The organism is bacterium, from assembly GCA_016708025.1.
GTDB lineage: Bacteria > Zixibacteria > MSB-5A5 > GN15 > FEB-12 > FEB-12.
This window is the reverse complement of record JADJGQ010000004.1, coordinates 163,586-177,628: the sequence shown is the minus strand read 5'-3', so window position 1 is coordinate 177,628 and position 14,043 is coordinate 163,586. Positions and strand designations below refer to the sequence as shown.

10 protein-coding genes are annotated in these 14,043 nt (G+C 54.6%); 5 read left to right on the top strand and 5 right to left on the bottom strand.

The genetic code is table 11. The features are described from left to right. Positions 1-12 precede the first annotated feature (12 nt). Positions 13-1,710 (bottom strand): glucose-6-phosphate isomerase, encoded by a 1,698-nt coding sequence (locus tag IPH75_14165; protein MBK7143215.1) that lies wholly within the window; start codon positions 1,708-1,710, stop codon positions 13-15. 11 nt (positions 1,711-1,721) lie between these two features. Next, entirely contained in the window at positions 1,722-2,390 is a 669-nt protein-coding gene (rpe, locus tag IPH75_14160) for a ribulose-phosphate 3-epimerase (protein ID MBK7143214.1), read from the bottom strand. 269 nt (positions 2,391-2,659) lie between these two features. On the opposite strand from rpe, the gene IPH75_14155 reads away from it, so the two are divergent. Continuing rightward, positions 2,660-3,133: a hypothetical protein gene (locus tag IPH75_14155; protein ID MBK7143213.1), complete on the top strand. Its 474-nt coding sequence runs from the start codon at positions 2,660-2,662 to the stop codon at positions 3,131-3,133. 63 nt (positions 3,134-3,196) lie between these two features. Here the strand turns inward: IPH75_14155 and IPH75_14150 are convergent, their stop codons facing one another. Continuing rightward, on the bottom strand, positions 3,197-4,441 hold the full coding sequence (locus tag IPH75_14150) for a leucine-rich repeat domain-containing protein (GenBank protein MBK7143212.1): 1,245 nt from the start codon (positions 4,439-4,441) through the stop codon (positions 3,197-3,199). A 174-nt stretch (positions 4,442-4,615) separates the two neighbouring features. Then, the gene (queG, locus tag IPH75_14145) at positions 4,616-5,566 is read right to left on the bottom strand and encodes a tRNA epoxyqueuosine(34) reductase QueG (protein ID MBK7143211.1); all 951 of its coding nucleotides are present in this window, start codon (positions 5,564-5,566) and stop codon (positions 4,616-4,618) included. Positions 5,567-5,936: 370 nt separating this feature from the next. Here queG and IPH75_14140 point away from each other — a divergent pair, with 370 nt between their 5' ends. The 4 genes from IPH75_14140 to IPH75_14125 are packed head-to-tail and all read left to right on the top strand — an operon-like array spanning position 5,937 to position 12,459. After that, a complete protein-coding gene (locus tag IPH75_14140; GenBank protein MBK7143210.1) occupies positions 5,937-6,431 on the top strand; it encodes an Lrp/AsnC ligand binding domain-containing protein in 495 nt (164 codons plus the stop codon). A gap of 11 nt (positions 6,432-6,442) precedes the next feature. Further along, positions 6,443-6,949, top strand: a complete 507-nt coding sequence (gene nuoE, locus IPH75_14135; protein ID MBK7143209.1) for an NADH-quinone oxidoreductase subunit NuoE — start codon at positions 6,443-6,445, stop codon at positions 6,947-6,949. Between the two features lie 9 nt (positions 6,950-6,958). Then, on the top strand, positions 6,959-8,716 hold the full coding sequence (locus IPH75_14130; protein MBK7143208.1) for a 4Fe-4S binding protein: 1,758 nt from the start codon (positions 6,959-6,961) through the stop codon (positions 8,714-8,716). Beyond that, positions 8,716-12,459: a molybdopterin-dependent oxidoreductase gene (locus IPH75_14125; protein MBK7143207.1), complete on the top strand. Its 3,744-nt coding sequence runs from the start codon at positions 8,716-8,718 to the stop codon at positions 12,457-12,459. Before IPH75_14130 ends, IPH75_14125 begins: the two co-directional genes overlap by 1 nt. 72 nt (positions 12,460-12,531) lie before the next feature. Here IPH75_14125 and IPH75_14120 read toward each other — a convergent pair whose 3' ends face one another. After that, on the bottom strand, positions 12,532-13,956 hold the full coding sequence (locus tag IPH75_14120; GenBank protein MBK7143206.1) for an FAD-binding oxidoreductase: 1,425 nt from the start codon (positions 13,954-13,956) through the stop codon (positions 12,532-12,534). Positions 13,957-14,043: the final 87 nt, after the last annotated feature.

The following is a 14,043-nucleotide window of genomic DNA, read 5'->3' as shown; positions in this document are numbered from 1 at the left end:
CCCTATATCCTTTCATTTGCTCACTATCTTCTTGATATGACGATACAACTGCTCCAGCCCCTCCGCCGGAGAACCATCGACCTCGATCACCACAGTCGGTAGTTTTCTCTTGATCAGCGCCTGCGAATCACCGATCGCCTGCGCCGTGATCAACTCCCCGAATCCAAACGGCTGATTCGGTATGACCGCTTTCCCATAATCGCGACGAACCAGCACGATGAACATACCGGTCGCATCTCCCCCCTTATACAATTGCCCGATCGAATGCAAAAATCTCGGCCCATATCCGCGCAAAGTTGCGCATCCGGTCGCGTCACGTATCGTCGCACGCATTTCGGCGAGGATACTCTCTGTCCGACGGTCCGACTTGAAATAGTTGAGGATCGCCACATACTTATTCGGCTTGGCTCCGGCGAAAAACTTCGACAGCGCCTCCTCGACCGATCCGGCTTTCCCCTTCCCTTCTCCCAGCGTCACCAATGTCAGCGCCTTGGAAACTGCTCCTCGATGCAACGGAAACCGCCGGCTCTTGCTGTATTTTTCAAGGATCGCCTTCGTATTCTCTTTGCTTTCGGTCACGTTTGGTTCATCAAACGGATTGATTCCCATGAAAAACCCCGCCGCCGCCGTCGCCGCTTCCCAGAGCAGGAACTGCCCACCGAGTGAGTTGACCGATGGCAACGTTATCTCGACTACCGGAGCGCGAAGCATCTGGAGCTTTCTCTTGAGCGCTACCTGCTCCTTCGCCGTTTCGCTCGCCAGCTTGAGAAAGACATACATCCGATCAGAGCCGTACGAATCGACGGCGCCTACCGGCTCCGCCTCGATCGGCACAACTCCGCGGCCTTTCTTGCCGGTCGACTCAGCGACAAGCTGCTCGATCCACGGCACAAATGGCGCGGTCTTTTTGGAGGCGACGATCGTCATCTTATCGACCCCCTCCTTCCATCCTGCCGCCATAAATCCACCCAGTGCCAGCGCCGGATTTGATTCATCCCCGCGCTCCGCGATCATCTCCTGCATCTCGCGAGCATCATCCAGCAACTTGCCAAGATCTACTCCGGCGAAAAATCCCGGAACCAATCCAAAGAGCGAGAGCGCCGAATAGCGCCCGCCGATATCCGCCGGATTGAGGAAGATCTTCCGATACTTGTTCGCCTTGGCGAATGCTTCCAGCCCGCTCCCGGGATCAGTGATCGCTACAAACTGGCGCCCCGGCGTTTTCACCTGCAATTCTCTCAACCGCGCCAGGAAATAAGCTTCCTGCGAGCGCGTCTCTATTGTCCCGCCTGATTTGGAGGCGACAATAAATAAGGTCCGTTTCAGATCTACCGCGCGTGCGACAGCAGTTATTGCATTGGGATCAGTTGAATCAAGCACATGAAACGAGGTCAACTTAGGATGTGTCCCGAACATCAGGTTGAATACCTCGGGACAAAGCGATGATCCCCCCATCCCCATCAACACAACATGGTCGATCCCGCTTTTGATCGCGCTTTCGCCAAATGAACTGATCGCTTTTACCTGCTTCCGCATGGCCAGCGCGACATCCACCCACCCAAGCCGATTGCCGATCAGTTTTTCGAGTGCGGCATCGCCGCCAAAAACCGATGCTTCCCGTTGCATCAACAACGGCATCAACGCCGCTTCCACTCCCCGCTTAACCATCCGCTCATATTGTCGTTCGATCTTCCCGGCTGCTATTTTCACTCTGTCCTTCCTTATTTGCGCGAGGGTCGCGCGGGAATCCGTTCTATCTCATTGACCAAAGATTTACGCTCTGTTACGCCGAAAAAGCCGGTCCCCATCACCAACAGATCCGCCCCCGCCTCAACTACTTTCCTTGCGTTGTTCCGATCGATCCCCCCATCCACCTCAATCTGCGTATGCAAATGATGGTGATCGACATAGTCGCGCGCCGCCGCGATCTTAGGCGTCACCGACTCGATATAACTCTGCCCGCCAAACCCCGGAAACACCGACATCAACAACAACAGGTCGAAATGCTCCAGAAAGGGCAGTACCTTCTCAACCGGCATATCCGGATTGATCGATATCCCCGGCTTGATCCCCAACTGCCGAAGCTGCTCGGCATATTTCGTGGGGTCAGGATGCACTTCCAGATGGAAAGTGATATAGTCCGCCCCCGCTTTGGCGAACGGCTCAAAATATTTCTCCGGTTCGCTCAGCATCAAATGGACATCGAGCAAATGATCGGTCAGTCTGTCGACCGTTTTCACCACTCCCGGACCAAACGAGATATTCGGGACAAAGTGGCCATCCATGATATCCAAATGATAGATGGAAATTCCGGCCTGTTCACAACTGGCGATCTCGTCCCCCAAACGGGAGAAATCGGCGCCGAGGATCGAGGGTGCGATTTTTGCCATAGCTTGAATTATGTAGATTGAATACCTACCGGGCAAATCCTTTTTTCCGTCTCCCCTGCTCGCGTCGCGCAAATGCAACTCACACGCCACGAGCAGGTTATCAAACCGCTCACGCCTCCCCCATCCCGTGTCATCACTTCCTAAGATAGACCCACATTCCTGACTTGCGTTAAACGCACCCGCCATGTACTATTTCAGTGTCAAACAACGCTCCCGCGTATAACTGAAAACCGACTGATATTGCCAAATAGCCAACGAAGGAGTTATTGATGCGTACGCTATTATCCCTCGCCCTGATCATCCTGGTCGCCTCTGCAGCCATGATCGTCGCTCAGGATGCTGAGAAACCCTGGATGGACCCCGTCAACTGTGTCTTCTGCAAAGAAGTCGACGCCCAACCGGGCCTGAAAGACCATATGCGCCACGAGTATCATCCGATTCACAACGGCCTTGTTTCCATCTCCTATATTGACAAGGACTGGTGGGATGAGTTCGCCGCCGCTCAGGCCGCTATGCAGAAAGTCGCCGGCAATATGAACCCCACCAATCTCCCCCCAATGTGCCAGCACTGCACCAAGATCGGCGAATTCTATATGAAGGGTGTGAAGATGGAGGATATCAGATCTGCCGAAGCGGTCGTGGTCGTTTATAGCCACACCGATCCAACCGTCGTCAAAGAAATCCAGGCTTGGGGTGCGCGCACCACTGAAGAACTGAAGAAGATGAACGCTAAGACCAACTAAACGTTCTCACCGTAGTCGATTTCATACGCGGAGCCAGACCGGCTCCGCGTTTCTTGTATCAGCTCAGTGCGTCACCGTCACGCCGCGCCCCTCCAATGCCGGTATCTGAACCGTCAGCGCGTTTGCAGAAAGCGGATTCTCCGACAGATGAACAAAATCGCCGCTCGCCAGACCGCTATTATCAACCAGACCCTGGATATCCGAGATAGAATTGTACGTCAGATTCAGCGTATTGAGATTCACCAGCGATGCCAATGGCCCTATATCACTGATCTGATTCATCATCAGATCTAACCCCTCCATTTGCACCAACCCGCCCAATGGCGCGATTGACACAATACTATTACTGTTCAACTTACAGATCCTCAGATGTGTCAAGTGACTCATAAAACTGATATCAGTCAGACTCATCGAGGCAAAATGTACATCATCCAGTGCCGGCAGGTTGTATAACGGCGTGAAATCCGTGACCGGACATCCCCACAGGAAAAGTTGCTGGAGCGATGCCACCGATGCCAGCGGCCCGATATTCGTGAGAGGATTCTCGGAAATATGCAATTGCCGAAGTCCCGGCAATCCCGCCAGCGGAGTCAGATCAGTGATCTGGTTACTTCCCAAAGACAACCCTGTGATATGTGTAAGCCCGGCCAAGGGCGCAAGGTCAACTATCTCATTCCCCCACAAATTGGCGCCGATCAATGAGAGAAAATACTCGACCCCGCTCAGACTGACAACACCCGCATAGGGCAGATCGATATACAGCATCGTATCAACATCGGTCGACAGGATATCCCCGGTCGGTTTGCTGATATGCCCCCGCACCCAATTCTCCAGTGCGTCATCAGCAAAAGTCACCACTTCGATCGCCGGACAATGCGTCTGACAGCAGTTGGATATCCCGCTCCAATTCCCCTTATCATCGCGCGTTTTCATGGCAAAATAGTAGGTCGAATCCGGCTCCAGCATCTCGATCACTATTTGTTGGATCGCCCCCGATGGTGCCCAGGGCTGCACGGAATCGATACGATATCCACTCGCAAAATTCGCTGTTGTGAGCGGATCATATGACACCCGAAGGTCATACTCCTGAAGCATCCCGGCCGAGTTATCATCCCTCCGGTCTGCCGGAGCCGTCCATTGGAGTGTCGCCGTATAAGTCGTGGTGTTAATGACCGTCAGATCAGCGATCAGATCCGGCGGCCGGGAATCCTTCTCGTCATCATCATCGGTGGGAGATTTGGAACAACCAACTTGAGAAAGCACCAGGCAGGCGCTCAGGCTGAAGAGGAACCGCGTGACTGTACGCATATTGTCCTCGAATTCTTGATTGAAAGGTATCTGCTGGCGAGTGACTGAATATACGACTGCATTGTCTATTATGCAACTGTCATTGGTGTAATTGTGCGATGGGAGATTGAACCCGCCGATTTGAAACTATTGAATTGAATCCGCAGATTTGAGCGGCAGACCTCCCGGTCTGCCCTACCGTCCCTCCCCTCTTACCCACCCCGCACTCCGCTGCAACCCCTCCAACTTCGTCCGTGTCAGCGGTGTCCCCGAAGTCATCGCCAGAAAATCTTCCCGAGTCTGCATCGCCAGCACTTTCCGCGTATCGATAAACTCCCCCACCCCGCCGGACAAAAACTCATCGTGTTTCGTCAACTTCTGTCGCTGGAAATTGTGCGGGCAGACCTCCTGGCAGACATCACATCCAAATATCCGGTCGCCGATCTTTGGTATCAACGCCTCATCAAACTCTACTGGACGCTCGATTGTCAGATACGAGATGCATTTGGTCGAATCCACCACCCTATCTTCGACTATCGCCCCGGTCGGGCATGCATCAATGCACTTCTTGCAGGTGCCACACGTTCCATGTTTTATCGCCTTAGGATCATCCGGCAGCAATTCGAGAGTTGTGATTATCTCCGCAAGAAACAGCCATGACCCGAACTGCCGACTGATCAGCATCCCGTTTCGCCCCACATACCCGAACCCCGCTTTTTCCGCATACGCCCGCTCCAGCATCGGCCCATAATCCACAAACCACCGAAACTGTGCCGACTCGTCGGATCCTAATTCCGACTCTATCCCCCGTATCATCTCCTTCGTCTTCTTCGCGATCACCTTATGGTAATCCCTCCCCCGCGCGTACCGCGACACCCTCCCGCAACCTTCCGGTACAATCTCTGAATTCGGCTGGTAATAATTCAGCCCCAGCATGATCACCGACCTGCCGCCTTCCAGCAGCAACCGCGGATCAGACCGACGTTGCGGATCTTTTGCCAGATACCCCAACTCCCCGTGATACTTCTTCTCCAGCCAGAGATAATACCTCTCCCGCGCCTCCGGTATCAGATCTGGCGAACAGATCCCGCAAAGGTCGAACCCGACCTGATAGGCCAACCGCTTTATCTCTTGTGCATCAACCATCTATCTTATCCTGATATCCGTACACGAATATAATCTAATTCCCGGATTGATATTCTCATCATTTTCCACCATACTGCTACCCAATGTCCGGATCGATTTACTCTCCGAAAATCATACCATACCGTAGACTATATTCAATTCCAACCGAAATAGTCCGATATATTATTGACAACTTTGTCACTATTGAATATCATGTGACAGAAGTAACAAAGGGACGCTGAACACGTGACGAAATCTGCCTCGATTAGCCACTTCTTTCTCCCCGGCAGCCTGGTCTCCGAGGAGTCTGATCTATGACCGGTTTGCTCTGCTTTGTCGGTTCTCGATTCTCCTCAGCGTTCTCATTCTTCCCGGGCGAAAGGAAACAACGATGACCGTGGGCTCTTATGTTTTGGCCCGCTTTGCGGACCCCGAAATGCTCCTCCCGGCCATGCAGACTGTCCAGAACTCCACATCGGTGGAGCGATGGAGCGCTGTTGATGGTCATATCCATCTTGTCATGAAACTCTCCGCCCCCGCATCGGCGATCCCCGATCCGCTCAAGCGTCTCCAGGGTGTCGATCAGATGATGGCGTACGATATTTTGCTGGATGAAGAGCAAAGCAAGTCGATCGACCCGGCCATGGCCCACGCCTATCTCTTTCTTGAGGTCGAACCGGCTAAACTCGAATCAATGCGCAAAGCGCTAGGCGAGATCCCCGAAGTCCTCTTCTGTACCACGACCCGCGGCGGATGCGATCTGGTCGCCGTTGTCACCGGCGGAAATTTCGATGCCGTCGATTCCACCATCAACGAACATATCCGGATGCTCGATGGCCTGCTTCGCTTAAAGCACGCCTACATTCTCGAGCTGACCAAATTATAAGGGAAATGACCATGTCTGATCCTCAGACGAATCAATTCAAACCGTTTAATGTCGATGTCTGGAAGTTCGATGGTCATGCCGGCGCGCTGATCCCGCTGCTCCAGTCCGCTCAGGATACCTACGGCTACGTCTCCGAACGGGCGATCGACTACATCAGCCATGTGACCGGGATCCCCTCTGCGGACATCTACGGCGTCGTCACGTTCTACGCTCAGTTCCGCACCAAACCGCTCGGCAAGCATATCCTCAAAGTCTGCAACGGAACCGCCTGCCATGTCAATGGCGCCAAAGGTGTGTACGAAGTCATCCAGGACGAACTGAGCATCAACTACGAAGAGACCAGCGACGATGGCGAGTTCTCTCTCCTCTCGGTCGCCTGTATCGGTTGTTGCTCTCTTGCCCCGGTGATAACCATCGACGGCGAGACCTATGGACGATTGAACGCACAGAAACTCCGCAAGATCCTTCGCGACTTCAAACGCCAGATGAAAGATCAGGCGAAAGTGGCGGCGGAGTAAGGTGAAACTATGAAAACAGTCACAGTTGGACTTGGCACCTGCGGCATCTCTGCCGGCGGCGAAAAAGTCTTTAAAGCATTACAGGACGAACTCAAAGACCACCCGAACGCCTTCGTGCTCAAAGAGACCGGATGCGTTGGCATGTGTTATCGCGAAGTTCTGGTTGAGATCTCCAACAGCTCCGGCACCGGCCACCTCTATGGCGAGGTCACCCCGGAACGTGTCGGCCGCATCATCGACGAAGACGTACTCGGCAACAAACAGGTCGAAGAATGGCTCGTCTCCGGTGAACAACGCGAAAAGGGATTCTTCGAAAATCAGGTTCGCATCGTCCTGCGCAACTGCGGTAAGATCGATCCGGGCTCAATCGATGAATACATCGCTGCCGGTGGCTACAAGGCGATCGAAAAAGCGATCAAGTCAATGACCCAGGATCAGGTTATCGAAGAAGTCCTCCAGTCCGGCCTCCGTGGAAGAGGCGGCGCTGGTTTCATGACCGGCCTCAAATGGAAATTCACCAAAGCCGCCCCCGGCACCAAGAAGTATATCCTTTGTAATGCCGACGAGGGCGACCCCGGCGCATTCATGGATCGCTCCGTTCTCGAATCCGACCCACACGCCGTCCTTGAAGGGATGATGATCGCGGCGTATGCGATCGGCGCCGATGATTCCTATATCTACTGCCGCGCCGAATATCCCAAAGCAGTCGCCCGTCTCCGCCAGGCTATCGGTCAGTGCAAAGCTAAAGGTCTGCTTGGTGACAATATCCTCGGCACCGGATTCAAGTTTGATATCAAGATCAAAGAAGGCGCCGGCGCATTTGTCTGCGGCGAAGAGACCGCGCTGATCGCCTCGATTGAAGGCCGACGCGGAATGCCCCGCTTCCGTCCCCCTTTCCCGGCCCAATCCGGCCTCTGGGGGAAACCGACTAACATCAACAATGTCGAAACCTACGCCAACGTCCCCTGGATCATTCTCAACTCCGGCGCCGCCTTCGCCGCCTACGGTACTGCCGATTCAAAAGGGACAAAGGTATTCGCCATGGCCGGCAAAGTCCGTCGCACTGGTCTGGTCGAAGTCCCCATGGGAATCACCATCAACCAGATCGTCTTCGATGTCTGCGGCGGCATAGTCGATGACAAAAAGTTCAAGGCTGTCCAGATGGGCGGGCCCTCCGGTGGATGTATCCCCGCTTCGATGGGCGATATCTCAATCGACTACCAGAATATCCCAAAGACCGGCGCCATCATGGGCTCCGGCGGTCTCATCGTCATGGATGAAACCACCTGCATGGTCGACGTTGCTCGTTACTTCCTCTCTTTCACTCAAGCCGAATCCTGCGGCAAATGCACTTTCTGCCGCATCGGTACCAAGCGGATGCTTGAGATTCTCGAGCGTATCTGCGAAGGAAAGGGGACGATGGATGATCTCGCCAATCTTGACGAGCTCTCCGACCAGATCAAGGCCGCTTCGCTCTGCGGCCTCGGTCAATCCGCCCCCAATCCGGTGGTCACCACGCTGAAATATTTCCGCGATGAATATGTCGCGCACATTGTCGATAAGAAATGCCCGGCCCATGTCTGCGCGCCGCTCTTGACCTACACGATCAATGACAACTGCACCGGCTGTGTTGTCTGCGCCAAGGCCTGTCCGACCAATGCCATCACCGGCGAAAGGAAGCAGATGCACTTTGTCTCGCAGGATCTCTGCATCAAATGCGGCAAATGCTTCACCGTCTGTCGCTTCGACGCGGTGGTGAAGGAGTAATGACCATGATATCCGTGAATATAAACGGGAAACAGCACTCGGTCCCGGCCGACCTGACCATTCTGCAGATCTGCAAAGACCTCGGCATCGATAACATCCCGACTCTTTGCCACGACCCAAAACTGCCGCCGTTCGGTTCATGTTTCCTTTGTGTGGTCGAAGTTGAAGGCCAGAGCCGCCTCTTCCCTGCTTGCTCGACCAAACCGTCCGACGGAATGAAAATCCATACCCGGTCGGACAAGGTGATCGCGGCGCGCAAGACCTGTCTTGAGCTTTTGCTTTCCGACCACTATGCCGACTGCTTCGGCCCCTGCCGCCTCAATTGCCCCGCCGATGTTGATATCCAGGGGTACATGTCGCTGATCAATCTCGGGAAATTCAAAGAAGCCGTCGCGCTGATCAAAGAAAAGAACCCACTCCCCTCTGTCTGCGGTCGCGTCTGCACGCGCAAGTGCGAGATCAACTGCCGCCGCACGCTGGTAGACGCACCGGTAGGAATTGACTTCCTTAAGCGCTACGCCGCCGACCAGGATATGATCGGCCAAATGTGGCAGCCGGATACCAAACCGGATAACGGCCAGCCGGTCGCAATTATCGGTGCAGGACCTGCCGGTCTCACCGCCGCTTACTATCTCGTGCTCGAAGGCTACCGTCCGACTATCTTTGAAGCGCTCCCCAATCCCGGTGGCATGCTTCGCTACGGTATCCCCGAATACCGTCTCCCAAAAGAAATTCTCGACAAAGAGATCAACTGGATTCTCGACCTCGGCGTCGAACTCCACACCAATAAGATGCTGGGCCGCGATATCACTATCGATGGCCTCTTCAAGCAAGGATTCAAATCCGTATTCATCGGACTCGGCGCGCAGGTTGGCAAGCCGATGGCGGTCGAGAATGAAAATGTCGATGGCGTCCTGACCGGCGTCGATTTCCTTCGCCAGGTAGAACTCAAGACCAACCCGCCGATCAAAGGGCGCGTGGTTGTTGTCGGCGGTGGAAATACCGCAATCGATGCTGCCCGTACTTCGCTTCGCCTTGGCGCCGATGAAGTCATCCTTCTCTACCGTCGCACCCGCAACGAAATGCCGGCAAACATGGTAGAGATCGAGGCAGCCGAGCATGAGGGGATCAGAATGGAATTCCTCGCCGCTCCCGTGCGAGTGAATGTCGCCAACGACCGGATGGAGTCGATTACCTGTATCCGCATGGAATTGGGTGAGCCGGATGCCTCGGGCCGACGCCGTCCGGTTGAAGTCAAAGATTCGGATTTCACACTCAACTGCGATTGGGTTATCTCGGCCATCGGCCAGGAACCTGACCTCACCGGTGTCGAATCAAAGAACGGTAATGTCAAAGTCACTAAGTGGAAAACCATCGTCGCCAAGGAAGGGACGTTTGATACCGACCGTCCCGGCGTTTTCTCCGGTGGTGATGTTGTCACCGGTCCCGCCGATGCTATCGACGCTATCGCCGCAGGTCGTATGGCCGCTCGCGCAATTGACAAGTTTATCCGCACAGGAATCGTCGAGCCGTTCACCGATCGTTTCGAAAGCAAGCGGGATAATTTCCATAAGATGACCCGCCAGGATATCCCGCAGGTACAGGAATCACACCGTCATCATGCCAAAGAGATGCCGGTCGAAAAGCGGATCCGAACGTTTGAAGAGGTCGAGTACGCATACGACGAAAAAGATGCCTTCGAGGAGTCCCTCCGTTGCGCCGAGTGCGGCTGCGATGTTGGCCTCGCCTGCACGCTTCAGGATTACTGCACCGAATACGGCGTCGACCAGACCCGCTTTGTCGGAGAATACAACAAATACAAGGTCGACACGCGCCATCCGTTCATCAAGCTCGATGCCAACAAGTGCATTCGCTGTGGCCGTTGCGTGAACACCTGTGCCGAGATCCTCAATGTCTCCGCGCTTGGATTCGTCAATCGCGGGTTCCGGACGATTGTCAAGCCGGCGATGGAGAAAGCATTGCATGAAACCAACTGCGTCTCGTGTGGTAACTGCATCGATGTTTGCCCGACCGGCGCACTGGTCGAGAAGATGCCATTCCGTCGATCCGGCCCGTGGAAGATGGATTCGGTCGAGAATATCTGCAACTACTGCTCAGTCGGTTGCAATCTGACGCTTAAGGTCAAGACCAACGACATCTTTTATGTCGCAGGGGCATCGCCGGAAACGGAGCCCAACCATGGCGAACTTTGCGTGAAGGGTCGCTTCGGCTACCAGCATTATCTCGATGGCTCCCGCGTCACCAAGCCGATGATCAAACGCGGCGGCAAACAGGTGCAGACCAGTTGGAACGAAGCGTTCGACGCTATCGAATCAGGTCTGCAGAAAGTCATCGAGGATTACTCCCCGGATGAGATCCTGGTGGCAGCATCGCCAAAACTGACCAACGAAGAACTTTACCTCGCCGGACGGTTCGCCCGTGCCGCGCTTGGCACCAATAATATCGTGTCGTTCCACCAGTTGTTGAACGATGCCGACTACCATGCGCTCGATGATATGTTTGGCGCGACGCTTTCGACCGCAACTAACGACGATGTCGCCAATGCCGACCTCTACCTCTTCCTGGGCGGCAACCCGACCAGCGAGAACCCAGTTCTCGGTTGGCAGATGAAACGCCGCATGAAGCACGGCACTCAGGCTATCGTCATCAACTCGTCGCAGATCGACCTGACGACATTTGCCTCTGTCTGGGGAGATGCCCGTCGCGGCACCGCCACAACATTGCTGAATGGTGTGATGGGTGAACTGATCCGTCGCGGCAAGATTGATTCTGAGTATCTGAAAACGAAAACGGTCAATGCCGATCAGGTTATAGCGGCCCTTGCCAAGACTGACCTAACCGAAGTCGCTTCAATCACCGGTGTCTCGATTGATTCTATCCGCAAGATGGCTGACCTGCTGGCCGACCCGAGCAAAAAGATCGTCGCCTGGTACAATCTCGACAGCCGTGTCGAACGTGCCTCAAATGACCTCAAGGCTCTCGCTACTCTGATGCTGCTGCTTGGGCGCATCGGCAAACCCGGCAACGGTATCGCCCTGATGTCCAGTCAGGCGAACCACACCGGAAGCCGAATCGCCGGTTTCGATTCCAAACTTCTCCCCGGCGGCGGACTGATCGACAATAGCAAACTGCTCGCGGAGACCTCCAAAGTCTGGCGAACCGACATGGCGAAACTGCTCGAGAAGTCAGGCACCAATGTCAGCCGCAAACTCCGTCAGGACAAGATCCGCGCCGCAGTGATCATCGGTGAGAACCCCGCCGCGTCGCCGGAATTCAATGCACTCATCAATCACCTTGATTTCCTCGTGGTCGCCGACCTCTTCCAGACCGAGACCGCCATGGCCGCGGATGTTTTCATCCCGCTCTCCAGCTATCTCGAAACTGAAGGTCACCTGACCAACTGGTCCGGCATGCGTCAGGCAACCACGCCGATTGGCGAGCCATTGAATGGCCTCTCCACTCGCGCCATTATCGAGAGACTGTGCGAAGATATGGGGCACCATATCGGATTGGCGAATTTCGATGAACTGGTGAGTGAGATTGAATTCATGATGCGTGAGGCGAATTGCGAGGGCCGCATCAACGGCTCATTCCTGACACCGGACGGCAAAGCGCATCTGGTCCTCTACTCGGATCAGGTGATGCCTACCCGCGCCGATCAGACGCAGGTGATCGAACTCGACCGGAGAATCACTGACCGGATGAAGTTGATCAAAGCGTAAGACTTCAGAGGAAACTCAAAATAAAAGCGGGACTCATTTGAGCCCCGCTTTTGATTTCCACTACGAACGAGCCTACCCTTTCGGGTTGATATTCTGATTCATGCAGAACAGATTCGTCGGATCATATTTCCGTTTTACTTCCACCAGTCGATCCCAACCTTCGCCATATGCTTCGCGGATACGATCCTTTTCGTCCGAGGTCAGGAAATTGACATACACGCCGCCCAGCGCGAATGGTGCTGTATCGCGATACACATCACGAGCCCACGCAATCCCCTTTTCATCCTGTTGTGGGGTCATCCAGCGGCCATGGACATTCATTGCCCAGCCGCAATCGCGATGCGGATACGCCGACGACGATTTTGGCTTTTTATTCGACACGCCCTGAATGAAACCGAGAAACAGATCGCTCTCATCCGAGGGCAAAGCTAATGTAGCGCCTATTACCGTCTGAATGAATTTGTCGCTCAGCTCGCCAAAATTGTGGGATTTCCAGTAGTTTCGTGCACCGGGGCCAAGCAGACCGTCAAACATCTTCTGCCAATCTTCATAGGGCATTTCATCGACAAACTCGCCAATTGCTTTCCCAAAATGCCGTACCGGCTCAAGCTGCTTCATCCCTGCCTGTTTTTTCCCATTGTAAAAGACGGGAAAAACCAAAACGTCTGTCCCATGCGCCTCGACCGGCAGAAATGGAAGCGGCGGAGCTTTGCGCAAAACTACCCAGACATTTGACTCGAAGGGTAGGGTCTTAACATACTCGTTGTACTGCTTAAGAGCACCAGCCGCCTCGGACAGCGGATAAACTACCAGGCCGGCAGTGATCATCGGCCCTACTGGATGAAGCGTGAACTCAAAGCGTGTGACCACGCCAAAATTGCCGCCTCCGCCACAGAGCGCCCAGAAGAGGTCCTCATGTTGCGAAGAATTACAGGTGACCATTTTTCCATCGGCGGTGACGACATCCATAGCGCGCAGATTGTCAATGGACAAACCATGTTGCCGAGTCAGCCAGCCAAATCCACCACCCAGTGTAAGACCGGCGACACCGGTCGTCGAATTGATGCCAAGCGGGACCGCCAGTCCGTGTGCCTGGGTCGCGTGGTCGACATCAGAGAGCAGCGCCCCGGCTTCGACATGGGCTACTTTCGCCGCTGGGTCTACTCGCACTCCGCGCATCAGACTGAAATCGATCATAAGACCGTCGTCACATACCGCATTGCCGGCGATATTGTGTCCGCCACCCTTGATAGCGACAAGGATGTTCTGTTCGCGGGCAAAGTTGACTGCCTTCTGCACATCACCGGCATCCATCGGCTGCACGATAATTGCAGGCTGCCGGTCGATCATCGCGTTCCAGATCGTCCTCGCGGTGTCATATCCCTGGTCGCCGGGGCGAAGCAGCTTTCCCTTGAGTGATTTTTGCAGTGTGTCGACATCGCCGACACTGACTTTTCTCCCCGATTGTTTTCCAGTATCAGTTCCTACCGTTGCCATGACGGGCCTCCAGAGTGAGAATGGTTGAGCCTTCCGGGAATGGTGCAGGGGCCGATTGTTTGGTCTCTTGCCACCCATACCGAGTCG

Excerpts from the sequence above, each read along its gene's own strand:
- rpe (MBK7143214.1), bottom strand. The coding sequence starts at position 2,390 with ATGGCAAAAATCGCACCCTCGATCCTCGGCGCCGATTTCTCCCGTTTG.
- IPH75_14155 (MBK7143213.1), top strand. The coding sequence starts at position 2,660 with ATGCGTACGCTATTATCCCTCGCCCTGATCATCCTGGTCGCCTCTGCA.
- IPH75_14150 (MBK7143212.1), bottom strand. The coding sequence starts at position 4,441 with ATGCGTACAGTCACGCGGTTCCTCTTCAGCCTGAGCGCCTGCCTGGTG.
- queG (MBK7143211.1), bottom strand. The coding sequence starts at position 5,566 with ATGGTTGATGCACAAGAGATAAAGCGGTTGGCCTATCAGGTCGGGTTC.
- IPH75_14140 (MBK7143210.1), top strand. The coding sequence starts at position 5,937 with ATGACCGTGGGCTCTTATGTTTTGGCCCGCTTTGCGGACCCCGAAATG.
- nuoE (MBK7143209.1), top strand. The coding sequence starts at position 6,443 with ATGTCTGATCCTCAGACGAATCAATTCAAACCGTTTAATGTCGATGTC.
- IPH75_14130 (MBK7143208.1), top strand. The coding sequence starts at position 6,959 with ATGAAAACAGTCACAGTTGGACTTGGCACCTGCGGCATCTCTGCCGGC.
- IPH75_14125 (MBK7143207.1), top strand. The coding sequence starts at position 8,716 with ATGACCATGATATCCGTGAATATAAACGGGAAACAGCACTCGGTCCCG.
- IPH75_14120 (MBK7143206.1), bottom strand. The coding sequence starts at position 13,956 with ATGGCAACGGTAGGAACTGATACTGGAAAACAATCGGGGAGAAAAGTC.